The 13,331-nt window shown below is 37.9% G+C and carries 13 protein-coding genes and 1 tRNA gene; 6 read left to right on the forward strand and 8 right to left on the reverse strand.

The window, feature by feature from the left end:
* The coding region (locus ACJAT0_RS10140; protein ID WP_415181563.1) for a fibronectin type III domain-containing protein at positions 1-1,434 on the reverse strand (1,434 nt) is incomplete at its 3' end.
* A gap of 187 nt (positions 1,435-1,621) precedes the next feature.
* On the opposite strand from ACJAT0_RS10140, the gene ACJAT0_RS10145 reads away from it, so the two are divergent.
* Positions 1,622-2,674, forward strand: coding sequence for a rhodanese-related sulfurtransferase (locus tag ACJAT0_RS10145; protein WP_415181564.1), 1,053 nt, complete (start codon positions 1,622-1,624; stop codon positions 2,672-2,674).
* A gap of 231 nt (positions 2,675-2,905) precedes the next feature.
* On the opposite strand, the gene ACJAT0_RS10150 is transcribed toward ACJAT0_RS10145, so the two are convergent.
* Positions 2,906-3,037: a hypothetical protein gene (locus ACJAT0_RS10150; protein ID WP_415181565.1), complete on the reverse strand. Its 132-nt coding sequence runs from the start codon at positions 3,035-3,037 to the stop codon at positions 2,906-2,908.
* Positions 3,038-3,388: 351 nt separating this feature from the next.
* Positions 3,389-3,553 carry a hypothetical protein gene (locus ACJAT0_RS10155; protein WP_415181566.1) on the reverse strand — a complete coding sequence of 55 codons (165 nt, stop codon included), beginning with the start codon at positions 3,551-3,553 and terminating at the stop codon, positions 3,389-3,391.
* A gap of 432 nt (positions 3,554-3,985) precedes the next feature.
* Between ACJAT0_RS10155 and dusB the strand changes: the two genes are divergently transcribed.
* On the forward strand, positions 3,986-4,978 hold the full coding sequence (gene dusB, locus ACJAT0_RS10160; protein ID WP_374004468.1) for a tRNA dihydrouridine synthase DusB: 993 nt from the start codon (positions 3,986-3,988) through the stop codon (positions 4,976-4,978).
* Here the strand turns inward: dusB and ACJAT0_RS10165 are convergent.
* Together ACJAT0_RS10165 and rbfA are read right to left on the reverse strand one after the other, a co-directional pair.
* Positions 4,963-6,180: an ABC transporter permease gene (locus ACJAT0_RS10165; RefSeq protein WP_415181567.1), complete on the reverse strand. Its 1,218-nt coding sequence runs from the start codon at positions 6,178-6,180 to the stop codon at positions 4,963-4,965. The two genes, dusB and ACJAT0_RS10165, sit on opposite strands and share 16 nt — an antisense overlap.
* A complete protein-coding gene (rbfA, locus tag ACJAT0_RS10170) occupies positions 6,180-6,575 on the reverse strand; it encodes a 30S ribosome-binding factor RbfA (RefSeq protein ID WP_374004466.1) in 396 nt (131 codons plus the stop codon). Before rbfA ends, ACJAT0_RS10165 begins: the two co-directional genes overlap by 1 nt.
* 113 nt (positions 6,576-6,688) lie before the next feature.
* Between rbfA and mce the strand changes: the two genes are divergently transcribed.
* Both mce and ACJAT0_RS10180 read left to right on the forward strand, forming a co-directional pair.
* Entirely contained in the window at positions 6,689-7,096 is a 408-nt protein-coding gene (mce, locus tag ACJAT0_RS10175; protein ID WP_415181568.1) for a methylmalonyl-CoA epimerase, read from the forward strand.
* A gap of 380 nt (positions 7,097-7,476) precedes the next feature.
* Positions 7,477-7,550: transfer RNA gene (locus ACJAT0_RS10180), tRNA-Ile, on the forward strand.
* 1,013 nt (positions 7,551-8,563) lie between these two features.
* Here the strand turns inward: ACJAT0_RS10180 and ACJAT0_RS10185 are convergent.
* Complete coding sequence (locus tag ACJAT0_RS10185; RefSeq protein ID WP_415181569.1) at positions 8,564-9,316, reverse strand: helix-turn-helix domain-containing protein; 753 nt, start codon at positions 9,314-9,316, stop codon at positions 8,564-8,566.
* Positions 9,317-9,910: 594 nt separating this feature from the next.
* Positions 9,911-11,386: a hypothetical protein gene (locus ACJAT0_RS10190; protein WP_415181570.1), complete on the reverse strand. Its 1,476-nt coding sequence runs from the start codon at positions 11,384-11,386 to the stop codon at positions 9,911-9,913.
* 132 nt (positions 11,387-11,518) lie between these two features.
* Between ACJAT0_RS10190 and yiaA the strand changes: the two genes are divergently transcribed.
* Both yiaA and ACJAT0_RS10200 read left to right on the forward strand, forming a co-directional pair.
* Positions 11,519-11,977, forward strand: a complete 459-nt coding sequence (gene yiaA / locus ACJAT0_RS10195; RefSeq protein ID WP_374004460.1) for an inner membrane protein YiaA — start codon at positions 11,519-11,521, stop codon at positions 11,975-11,977.
* A gap of 331 nt (positions 11,978-12,308) precedes the next feature.
* On the forward strand, positions 12,309-12,596 hold the full coding sequence (locus tag ACJAT0_RS10200) for a hypothetical protein (RefSeq protein WP_415181571.1): 288 nt from the start codon (positions 12,309-12,311) through the stop codon (positions 12,594-12,596).
* Between the two features lie 136 nt (positions 12,597-12,732).
* Here the strand turns inward: ACJAT0_RS10200 and ACJAT0_RS10205 are convergent.
* Positions 12,733-13,331: DNA-processing protein DprA (locus ACJAT0_RS10205; RefSeq protein ID WP_415181572.1), on the reverse strand; the 599-nt coding region annotated here is incomplete at its 5' end.

A 13,331-nucleotide genomic window follows, 5' to 3' on the forward strand; every position in this document is an offset into this window, starting at 1 on the left:
ACCCGCATAGGCTGTTAAATCTACAACTGCAAGTTCCCAAGGAGCTGTATCACTTGTTTGCTGTTGACCACTTAATGTCCAAACATTTGTTGTACCATTTACTAATACATCCAGTGTTCCTATTTGAGCACCGAACATGTGGTAGTCAAATAATAACGAAGGTGCTGTGAGCGCGGTTAAGTCTACCAAAGGAGATACCAAGTCTGTTGTATCACCCGGGATTCCACTCGAAGCTTCTGTATAGAAATAGTTTCCTGTTGTTATCGATGGGTTGGGCCCTGTTGCTCCTGATCCCGTATCTGTACCTGGAGCAGATTCCCAATAATAGGCGCCACCAGTTCCTGTCCAGCAGTTATCAGATGAAAAAGCACTGCTTCCCGTATCAAATGATTCAAAATCTACTGTGTATGGTGCTGTAATTGCTATACATACCGTTGTAAATGCAAATGGCCCACTCCAAATTGAAGTTCCGTTCATCGCTCCACAATCTGATCTTACATAGAATTCATAATCATTTGCAGGTACAAGTCCCGTTTGATTGTATGGATTTGCAACTCCAGAAGCAGTTGCCATTCCTGTAAACGTTCCCGCAGCAGTAACATCTACTAATTCAATATCCCATACTGTTTCTGATGCTCCAGCCGTCCATCCTAGAGCTGCAGAAGTAGTTGAAATAGCAGTTACTGTTAATGCCGTTGGTGCTGGACAGGCAACCGTAGTTGAAAATGCAAAAGGCCCAGCCCAAGTGCTCATTCCAGTTGCACCACAATCAGTACGTATATAAAAATCATAAGGTGTCGCTGAAGATAATCCGCTAGCAGACACTGTTAAAGCACCGGATGCAGTTGTACCACTGCTAACAACATTCACTCCCTGAGCATCACCTTGAGGTACCACTTCCCAATTATAACCTCCTGTTTCAGAAGCGGAAGCTGTCCAAGAAAAGTCTGCAGAAGCCGCTGTAATATTACTTAAAACTATTGCTGTAGGCATTTGACAAGCCGGCGGACTAGGTACGACAATCATAAAAGATGCCTCTAATTCATCTGCAGGTGTTTCCCAGCTAAAATTAGCGTCGATATCTACACCGTCATCAGGGGAAGCACCGCCGTTATTACCTATGGATGCTCCATAAGCAGTAACGTCTATAATTGTTCCATCCCAACCGTCAGCATATCTGTCATAACAATTCACCCAATAGGTTCCGGGTGCAAGCACAATATCTTGATTAATAAGTCCTTGCGCATTACCGTAAGTACCGTCACCTTGACCCCAAATTTGAGTTCCAGCGCCATCAGCCATATCGGTAATACTAACCCATTTTTCTGTCGCATATAAACCGCCAATAGTAGTAATGTTAATGGTAGACTGCGCACTGGAAAAGATTCCAAACGCAGCAATTACCAAGGTGGATAAGAGTAATTTTAATTTCATAATTAGTTATTTAGGTTAATTTGTAGCTCGTTAAAGAGGCAAAAGCTACGAATAATTAACAACTTACTTTAATAATTATATAACTAATTGTTAAATTAAGTTGTTAATCGGTTTAAAAACAATAGTTTATCATTTAATAATTCTAGTTATATTTGCAAAAATATGCCACACATAAACTGTTAATAGCATGCAACTGTATAACAAATTAAGTGCTGAAGAAAGACGCGTTTTAATACGGGAAACGGGAAAGGAACGCTTTACTATTTCTTTCTATCAGTACCATCATATTAACGACCCACAATTTTTAAGAGACCATCTTTTTCTTAATTGGAACGCCATGGACGTACTAGGTAGAATTTATGTGGCGCCCGAAGGCATTAATGCTCAACTTTCCATCGGAGCAGATCACTTTGAACTATTCAAAACATTCTTAGACTCTATACCTTTTCTGAAACATGTACGCATCAACATAGCGCGTGAACATGATAATGAGAGTTTTCTGAAGCTCAAAATAAAAGTGCGTCACAAAATTGTAGCTGATGGTCTAGAAGATGCGACCTTTGATGTTACCGCTATAGGAGTACATGTGGATGCCATCACGTTTAATGCACTTATTGAAGATCCAGACACCGTCCTGGTAGACATGCGCAACCATTATGAGTCGGAGATAGGACATTTTAAAAATGCCTGGACGCCAGATGTAGATACCTTTAGGGACAGTCTAGATTATATAGAGGAAGAACTTCAAAACCACAAAAGAGATAAAAAACTAGTTATGTATTGCACTGGTGGTATACGTTGTGAAAAAGCAAGTGCCTATTACAAACACAAAGGTTTTAAAAATGTTTATCAACTAGAAGGCGGTATAATCGAGTATGACAGGCAAGTCACTGAGCAAGGCTTAGAAAATAAATTTAAAGGGAAGAACTTTGTATTTGACCAAAGACTGTCTGAAAAAATAGGTGAAGAGATTATTGCCAACTGTCATCAATGCGGAACTCCTTGTGATACCCACATCAATTGTGCTAATGACGGTTGCCATTTGCTATTTATACAATGTGAGTCTTGTAAGGTGGACTATAAAAATTGCTGTAGCAAGGAATGTACAGACATCATCCAATTGACTTTTGAAGAACAAAAAGCATTGAGAGCAGGACGTTTCAGTAGTCATCATATCTTTAAAAAAGGCCGTTCCGAGAAATTGGCTTTTAAAAAGGTTCCAAATGATCTAGAACAATAAAATGCTGATACCGCTTTCGTGAAAGCAAAACTCTTAATATGAGTATTGTAGGTTCAAGAACTTAAAAGACTCCATGGAATGATATGCATCTAAGGCGAATAAAATTATAGGTGATAAATATGGTTAAACATAACGCTATTCACTGCTTTATTATTTAACCTCTATTCTCAAAGTAACGTGTCATAAAATCAGTCATAAATCACATACATGAAACTTTTCCCTGAGTTTGTTTTACCCTTTGTTTGAGTTTTTAATAACACTAGCGACTTGTTTGCGATCACCTATTTTACCTTTAATAAAAGGTTGAAATTTTACAACTTCCAGTAAGGCCTCCTCTTTTGATCCTAGGTCATGTATCATCATTTTAAAATGTCGTTAGATAGAACCTTATTTTGCAGCTATATATGTTGCCCTTATCAAACGGTTCAGAGCTGAAAATAAATAAACCTCTGTAGTATAAGCTTTATGAAAATAAGAGGAACATCAATAGCTCACGCAAGAGAAGCCATTATAAAAAAAGACCCTTCAAATGAACAGTCTTTTTTACTATCTCATACGGTGGATTCAACAATCACTCCTTTACAATCTTTCATGATATTGATTGATCTCCAGAAGATGAAAAAACTATACACATACCTACTGGCGATTTAGTAAAAGAATCGAACTGATATATAGGCTTTGTAGAATCAGTAGAAATGGTGCACACTTGCTGTCTTAATAAACTGTTTCCTGTAATAACTGCTTTCTGACCAACAAAAGAGGCTGCGTGATGGCACCAGCAACCCTATATTGAATAATATCCACAGGCCCTTTAAACGGGCTATCAGTCAACATAAACTCACTTGCTAAGGCTGTTGCATCCGTTTTACTTAGTATCAATAGCGTCAGTTGTTCTTAAGTTTCAAGAAGCTTTGAATACAGCAACATCTTACCGCAATACTCAAAACGTTGAAATCCTCGAACCTTATTTTTATAATTCCCTCTTTACTATAAAAAATTACGCCTGTATGTAGCTGCCAGCTTTATCCATAAATAAAATAGCCTCCTTTATTTACTATTGAAAACCCAACGCCCTACTTTCAAAAATCCTATGCACTTCAAAGGTCCCGTTAATGAGGGGTGTTTTCCATGCCCTCTGCATAAAGATCCACAAAAGTCTTGCTGGTATAAAAGATTGATCACAACCCAGATGTGTCAACTACTCGAGCATTCAACGCTACGATTCCTTTAAAATGAATAAATTTCGCCTCTTATTTCAATGATTATCCCGCGTACCAAAATAAATAAATAATTACCTCTTACCTTTGCGCTATGGTTAAAATAGGCAACATAGAATTACCAGACTTCCCATTACTACTTGCACCTATGGAAGACGTGAGCGATCCCCCTTTTAGAGCCTTGTGCAAAGACCTTGGGGCTGATGTCGTTTTTACAGAATTCATTTCTAGTGAAGGCTTGATACGTGATGCGGCAAAAAGCACCATGAAGCTAGACATTTATGAGAGTGAAAGGCCTGTAGGCATCCAGATCTTTGGTGCCAACCTCACTTCTATGCTGCAGTCTGTAGAGATTGTAGAACGCACCAAACCAGATATTATAGATATCAACTTCGGTTGTCCTGTAAAAAAAGTAGTCTCTAAAGGCGCTGGTGCTGGAATTCTTAAGGATATAGATCTCATGGTATCGCTTACGGCAGCCATGGTAAAACATACGGATGTACCGATTACCGTAAAAACCAGATTAGGCTGGGATGATGATTCTATACGAATTGTAGAAGTAGCAGAACGTTTACAGGACGTAGGGATCAAAGCCATCTCCATACACGGACGTACCCGCGCACAAATGTATAAAGGAAGTGCCAACTGGGCACCTATTGCTGAAGTAAAGAATAATCCCCGCATGCACATTCCTGTTTTCGGTAATGGTGATGTAACTACCCCAGAGCTCGCTATGAAAATGAGGGATGAATACGGTCTTGATGGCTGTATGGTAGGACGCGCCAGTATAGGCTACCCCTGGTTTTTTAGAGAAGTAAAGCACTACTTTGAACACGGTACTCACATGGTAAAACCTACTATGGCTGAGCGTGTTGAAATCGCACGCAGGCACCTAGAAATGGCCATAGACTGGAAAGGAGAAAAATTAGGTGTTTTTGAAACCCGTAGACATTATACCAACTATTTTAAAGGCATTCCTGACTTTAAAGAACACCGCATGAAAATGGTCACCAGTGACGACTCAGAAGGAGTATTTAATGCTTTTAATGAGGTTTTACAAAAATTTGGTGATTACAGTTTTGCCTGAGAAAGCAACCTGTCGTTGATGCGTCGTGATCCTATATAACTAGCAATTATTCCTAAAACAGCAATCGTTGCCAGTGAGATGATCAGGTTCCAAAAATCCATAGCAAAAGGATAGGGTATTCCAGGTGCTATATAAATCAGATCGTATTCCACTTGCAATACCACAAAAGCCAGTCCTATTAGCAGACCGATAATGCCTCCAGAAAGCGTCATCAAGCTTCCTTGTATAAAAAATATCTGACGCAATGCTGCTACTGGAGCTCCCAAGTCAAGCAAGGTTTTCATGTTTTTCTTCTTGTCGAGAATCGTCATTATAATACTCCCGACCACATTGAATAATGCGATGATCAGTACCAATGTAAAAATCAAATAAACGATTAAGTTTTCTGAATTCAGCATCTTGTATAAGGCGTCATTCATCTGAAATTTATCTTTGATTTTCACGGGTTGCTCAAAGATCTTTTGAATAGCACCTCTTACCTGGTCTTCATTTGCTGCTGGCAGTAATTTGATTTCTACGGCGCTTGCCGTAGCGTCATTCATTTGCAACAATTTACGTGCAGCGCTTAATCTGGTGAAAATATACTTGCTATCCAATGTTTCATTCACACTAAAGGTTCCCACAGGAATGGCGTCTAATCTAGAAAACGAACTGCTTATATTTAATTTATTGATCGCATTACTACCTGGTTTAGGCACCATGATCTGCATGTAGCTCCCATAATTATTGACTACTAGCGAAAGCCTGGAAGCCAGAGAATAACCCGCCACTACTTGTGCATCGCTTTGAGAAAGCCAGCTGCCATAATAAAGTATAGAATCTATGCGAATCATCTTCCCATAATCATCTGGAACTCCTTTTATATAAGCGATATCGTTCTTTTCTTCATAATTCAAAAAGGCTTTTTCTTCTACGACGGCGCAAACTAATGCTACGCCGGGAATTTGCTCTAATTTCCGCTTTCGCGAAAGCGGAATGCTAAGTGTTTTTCCATTTACAGGCAATACCTTGAGATCTGGGTCAAAATAATTAGAAAACTCCGTACTGAAATCCTTGAGCCCTGAGAAACCGGAAAGCACAATAAACAGCGCCGCAGTGCCTACTACGGTAATGATAAAACTAAGGATATTGATAATGTTAATGGCGTTCTTGCCATTTTTAGCAACTAGATAACGTCGTGCTATGTAAAAAGAAAAGTTCACTAAGATCTCTTGCGACGTGGAAGAATATCTGGATTTTCTATAGGATTGTTCTCCCCTTTCAACTCGCGGTCTATTTGATCCATATACTCTAAAGAATCGTCGTTAAAAAACTGAAGCTCTGGCATGCGACGAAACTGGTGGCGCACTCTTGAGGCAACTTCGTAACGTATCTCGTGACCCATTTCTACAATTTCCTTCACAACCACGTCTGATTTACCCGCCGGAAACACTGATAAATATACTTTTGCATAACCTAAATCTGGAGTAACAGTAACCTTAGTAACTGATACTAAAAGGTTATTAACGGCATTTTTTCTCATCACATCCTGAATCACAGTGGATAAATCTTCCTGCAAAACTCCAGCAATTTTTTTCTGTCTATTACTTTCTTCCATGCTGCAAAGGTAAGTTGTTCCTTAGGAATAGTTGATAGACCACAGGTTAATATGAGCATATAAATACCTACTTGTCACTTAACTGCCCTATTTTTGTGAGGTAAAGAGAAGATATGTTTGGTAAAATAGAACACTTAGGAATAGCCGTTAAAAATCTAAAAGAAGCAAACGAGACCTACTCCAGACTCCTAGGGCGCAAGCCCTACAAAACAGAAACTGTCGCTAGTGAATCGGTGGACACGAGCTTTTTTAAAAGCGGAGACAATAAAATAGAGCTTCTCGCGGCCACAAGCGACGACAGCACTATAGCGGCCTATATAAAAAAGCGTGGTGAAGGAATTCACCATATCGCCTTTGCGGTAAAAGACATCAAGGCAGAACTGCTGCGACTAGAAAAAGAAGGCTTTCAAATCCTAAATAAAGAACCCAAACGCGGCGCCGATAATAAATGGGTAGCCTTTGTACATCCTAAAGGAACTAAGGGCGTACTTATAGAGCTATGTCAAGAAATAGCAGAGTAATATTAAATAACTCTAAGAATAAGCCTTCTAATAGCTCCAATTTCTTTTTATTCCTCGCAAAAATCCTCCTTAACACTCATTTATTTTTTAGACAGTGTATCCCTAAAGGCAATTATTGTTATAGGTGTTCTGGCAAAAATCATTTCAATATGTAGCCTACAGGATTATTTTTTAATGATCAGAAATCATGGATATGCGGTATTTGAATACTAGCATTCCATAACTTCCATTAGGAAAAGAATTTACAGCAGCTCCATAGAACATAGTCTCTACGTATTTCGATACTCTATTTAAAAATTACTTGGTATAGTTTGCGAAAACGTTTTTATAGTGTAAATTTGCATCCTTTTTAGATAAGATAAATCAGCTTTTATCTTATTGGGCCTATAACTCAGCTGGTTAGAGTATCTGACTCATAATCAGAAAGTCCCTGGTTCGAGCCCAGGTGGGCCCACAAAAGCTTCAACTTAAGGTTGGAGCTTTTTTTATGCGATACATTCCATGCCTCATCATAAAACTTTACTCAAAGCATTTAGGTTTTCGGAGAATTTAGCGGATTTATTTTTCTTTTATTAAAATATAAATTTTCAAGCATAGCTTGTGTTAAGCTTGTGAATTTTAACGCAGAAAAAAGAAAGAGCAGAAAATTCGGAAGCCTAGGTGTTTTGAATATATATACCACTTGGCAAGAAGTTTATGCTGCGCATTCTAAGACATATCCCAATCTCTACGCGGCTAATTTCCCGAAAGGTTTTTCTCTATTTACAACAGCATACATTCTCCGTACTCATTTGTTTGTTACAGCATTTAGGACACTCATTCTGTGCTTTCTTTCCTGTAATTTTATTCTGTGATATCGTCATTAGGTAGACTATTTATATTGCGTTTTGTATACCAATGGACGTTTTTTTGGAGTGATTAACATGATATATGAACCTCTTATACGACACGTAAATAGGTTTCCGTGGAACTAAAAATAGCTAGTTGTCAAGCTGTTTATTTGAAACAAAATGATGCAAGGAAAGATTAAGTTGGACACAATAAAAAATACAGATTGTCTTTCAGAGAAGAAATGAAATTTTTGCCACTACAGAAACCTCTTAGAGAACCCATTTCCACCTCCTATATTTCATTTGTACGTTTATAACCATGGTTATCAAGTAATTTCCAGTACAGTGATAGGTAGCCCTATTTCAGCAACAAAAGCAGTTAAGAACAGCTTTTTATCATATAATTTTTATGATTTTAAGGTATACTCGGATAGTACTATTTGGAGTGCTGATTTGACATGAGGAAAAGGGAGGTTTTACCATGATCCAAATAAATTAAATCGTACCAATGTATACAGAATAAATAATGAAACTAGGAACGCAACAACCTATACCTTGGTAACTTATGTGAGATTATAGGTCGAATTTCAAGTTTAGAATAAATTTATGCCTTTCACCTATGGGTATGTAATTTCTACTATTTCCCTCGCAACTCCTTCATCTGCAATTCCAGCATAGCGAGTTTATCCTCAAAAGTATCTGACATATCAGGGACTCTTCTAAAAAACACATAACGCACCCGCCACAACTGCTTTACAGATTTTTTATCCATACAAACATCTTCAATGTTCTTATGATCAGCACGTAAGACTAAGCCTTTATTTGTTACATAAAGTCTTCTGAGGAGGAGCTTTTTATCAGTCACGGCAAGAACAATTGTTCCATTGTTAAGTTTTGAAATAACATTTTTAGGAACTTTCTCTCCTATTACCACGTCATTAGGAAACAGTCCTTTATCATGACTGGTCATTTCAAGGTTGGTTACGGTATACCCAATAAATTCTTTCTCGGTATTAAGCGGTAGAGACAACTGAGGTAAATCCGCAAGAAAGGCTTCGTTATCACAGTGCTGTATGTAGTCCTCGGCTGTTTTTTCTGTGATGCAAGGTACTTGAGCAAACTGCTCTCTTTCTAACTCTTCTGGTGTTAAAGTAAGGTTATCATTAAAACGCAACAGCTGATTTACCGTTAATTCTGCCGTTAGCATATCTCCTATTGCAATGCTAAAGTATTTAGCAATTAAAATTATGCTGTCAATTTTAGGCTCACTTCTACCTTCTTCATAAGCCCCTAAAGTACCTCTCTTTAAGTCAAATAGATCTGCAAAAGCTTGTTGACTCAATCCTTTTACACCGCGTATCTTTTTAATATTTTTTCCGAAAAATGACATTTGTTTGCTAATTTAATTTGCAATTTAAAATAATAGCGTATATTTATACTAACAATATTAGCTAAATGATTTCGTTTATACTAATGATTTGAGCAGTCTTTCTCAATTGCACCAACTTTTGGGAAAGGCATTGCTCCTTTTTTAAAGCTTTTTTTACAATATGTTGTACTTCCATACCGGAACAATAAGGTAGTGCCTCCATAAATAAAATGACAAATGTCACAACAGGTATGTAAGTATTCCCGATCCTGTCCAATATCCATTCTTTTGGAACCTATGTTGCTATTCCTTCCCGATCAAAAAGAGTCGCTTTATACTCCAACTAACTTTAAGGAATAGGCAAATTTATAAGCTAAAATACTTTTTCTTGAAAGATGTGGCTCTATTTTCCCAATTAAGTAGGGATTAAGAATATCTTATGCAACGGAGGAGGTTTCTATGGACCTTTTAGAACTTATGATCCTTATGCTTCAACACAGCTCAGTACAGGTTTTCTTATTGATCCAAGCAAAAACTTCCATACGAACGGCAGCGAAAGTTTACAATTTTAACTCAGAGAAAAGGTAAACAGAGAGGCTAAAAAAAACCGAAAAGCTATAGGTGCTCCGTACATCCTGGATTCACCAACTCTAAGGTCGCTTGATAAATCGACTTCGTTTCCATTTTTGCTTTTAAATAGGCATAAAAACTCATGACAAAAATATCTTCTCGCGCCGCTGTTTTCCATTCAAAGGCTCGTTCTACTTTTTTATGAAAATGATCTTCTACAACATGCTGTGGAGCGCTATAATAAACCTCTAGGAGCTTCATAAACGCAATAACTCTGTGTTCCTTAAGCTCTACGAGTCTTTTGTTAAAACGCTTCTTAAAACTCTTTATTCTAGTCTCTACAAGGTCTGGTTGTTGTACTTCTATATAAATCAAAATTTCAAGAATATTCTTTTGTACGACCCAGAGCATGCCTTCCTTCTTTTCATAGAACTGATCGCTATGCTGCCACTTCTTCATATGTTTGCGCGCACTGCTGAAATCTTCTTGCTGAAAATAAAAGGTGATCTCTGCTAGTTGTGTTGATAAACTAGGGCTCTTAATTCGCTGGATTTCTTCTAGGGCTTTTTCAGGTGCTCCCGTATAATTATGATTCCAAGCGTTTAATAAATGCTGGCGTTCTATGAACTGTTTTTTAAAGCTTCCTTTTTGTTTTTGCATTTCTAGCTGTAATTCCTCCACTAACTCTTGTGAACGCGTAAAATCCTTATTCCTAAAACAAGTTCCCGCCATAAGGTAGAGGATCTCTAGGTGGTAAAACAAATGCTTGTCTGCTAAGTGTTTTTTATTTTCTACCAGGTTATAAATGTGATTCATTAAGATAGACACACCCGCATAATCAGATTTTAAGGTGGCTGCTTCACAGGCCAGGTTCATTAATTGATAAAGCGACTTAAAAGACAAGTGGTGATCTATAGAGATTTCAAAAACATCCAATTGGTTCTTGATCACTTGGTACACATTAGGAGGATGAGATTTCAAAGCCTCTTGAACAGTTGCGTACCCCATAACCATTCTCGATTCTTGAAGGTAGTGTCTTTCATTTTCTTGATAAGCCCCTATGATTTCTTCTACAGTTGTCTTTGGATCCAGGTGCGCATACTGCATGTGAGTGTGATAGATCTCTTGTAAAATGGCGTACAACTCTAATGATTTTGCCCTTTGAGTTGCTTTTATAAGTGTTTTAAAACCCAATGAAAATTGTTCTTGTTCTAAAAAAATACGTGCTGCAAGTACCTCTTTAAAAAGTTGCATATCTTCTTGCGATTCCCCTGAGAAAGCTCTGCTAGCTGTAAAGTCTACCAGATTTTCTTTTAACCGATGTTTGAGTGCATGCAGCGCGTTTTTATTGGGTTTCCCATAAATTTTTATATCGAGGTCTCGTCTTGCACCTTGCTGTAAAAACTGGAATAATTTTATGTTTTTTACGTCGGTTCGTTGGTTTTTCGCTTTCGCGAAAGCGATAAACGCAGCCACCTCATCCCTATTTAAAGAATTAATAAGCACTATTAAATCGTTCATCTAGTATTGTTAAAACATTCATTACTAATAAGTCCTATACTATATATAATTTTCTAATCATAAGAATACTACAAAAATAGGCGATTTAAAAGTAAGATCTTGACACATATTTGCAGCATCAAAACAAAGAAAATGGAACATCAAGTAACTTACAACACCGAGAAAAAAGAGGTTAAAAAACCAGAAGCATTTACCGGCAAACCTACCGCGCCATTCATCGCCGCATCCTGGACCGCACTGCTCATAGGAATGGTTTCGTATTGCGTAGGATTGTGGCAGTCTGAAATGTTGCTCAACGAGCGGGGTTATTACTTCGTTATCCTGCTCTTCGGTCTCTTCTCTGTCATATCTGTTCAAAAAGCAGTAAGAGACAAGCAAGAAGGCGTCGCAGTAACCGATATGTATTACGGCATCAGCTGGTTTGTGACCATCGCATCCCTAGTATTGCTAGTTATAGGATTGTGGAATGCCGATTTATGGCCTAGTGAAAAAGGATTTTATGGAATGTCATTTCTATTGAGTCTTTTTGCTGCCATCGCCGTGCAAAAAAACACTAGAGATGTGAAGTTTATAGATGACAACTGGAAGTGAGACCATTTAAGAGTTAGGAGTTCAGAATTATAAAAAACTGAGTCCATAAATAATACGAAATAATTCCAACGGACCATCAATTTTCAACACGATACATCACATATCTTGGAATGTTTGTCTATTTGATTTTAAATCTTTTAGCTTCTAAAAAATCGTAAATACGATACAGTTATGTACGGAATCTATTTTTAATTCCTGGTTTATATTTTTGCAGATCTTGAAAATTTCCAAGTTGGGAATTCATTAGTAATTTCAATTTACGGTGAAATATTCGTTATTTCGCATTTGATAATAATTGCACTAATAACACTTTTTTCCTTATTATGAAAGAATGAAAACAGCTAAAAATCTATTAATTGCCAGTGGTATCAACGCCTTGTTCTTTGTATGGGTCTATACCACCCATGTATATGAAATTACATGGACTATCGCAGGAGTATTTCAGGAACTGTTGCTGATTCCTATGCTATTACTTGCTCCTATTCTTGTAATAATGTCAATCTTCTTAGTAGTTAAGAAACAAGACTTGAGAATCAGTCTCCTTTCATTACTCATAAGTGCCTCGACCACAGCTACAATCGCCTGGTTATTTTACAAAGACTTTCAAAATTTGCAATAATAAAACAGGCTGATGACCTCAGCCTGTTTTGATGACAGGAACGACCTTTTCACCAGGAGAAGGTCGTTTCTTATTTGCGCTTCAGTTCACCTCAAAGTTTTGAAAGCCAGTGAGTATATGTACGATGAATGAAATCCTAAGCCAGAGTAAACAACTTTCCTGGCCATGGTTTTACAACTCCTTTTAACTCCATGCTCATGAGCTGAGAAGCTACTTTATGGACGGGTTGATTGATTCTAAGTGCGATAATGTCCAGCAGTTCTTTTTCGTTTTCCTTTAAAAACCTATAGATGAGTTTTTCGTCCTCAGTGAGTTCTACAAAGAGTTGTTTTTGAATGGTTACATCTCGTTTTTCCCAGCCCAGAATATAGGGAACATCGGCTGTTTTTGTGAGCATGTGGGCTTTTGCTTGTTTGATCAAGTCGTTACAGCCTACGGCATATTTATCAGTGACACGACCTGGAACGGCAAATACCTCACGGTTGTAACCACAGGCAAGGTCTGCAGTAACTAGGGAACCGCCTTTAGAAGCGCTTTCTATCACGACAGTTGCCTCACTCATACCTGCAATAATGCGATTGCGCCCCAAGAAATTAGTTCTATCAAACGTATCTGTATGCCAAAAGTCTGTCATAAAACCGCCGTTTTTCATCATGTCTTCATTGTAAGCGGCATGATTACGTGGGTAGGTTTGTTGGAGTCCATGAGCCATAACAGCTATGGTCTGTAACCCAT

It is taken from the genome of Nonlabens sp., from assembly GCF_047636915.1.
In the GTDB taxonomy this organism is placed as follows: Bacteria; Bacteroidota; Bacteroidia; order Flavobacteriales; family Flavobacteriaceae; genus Nonlabens.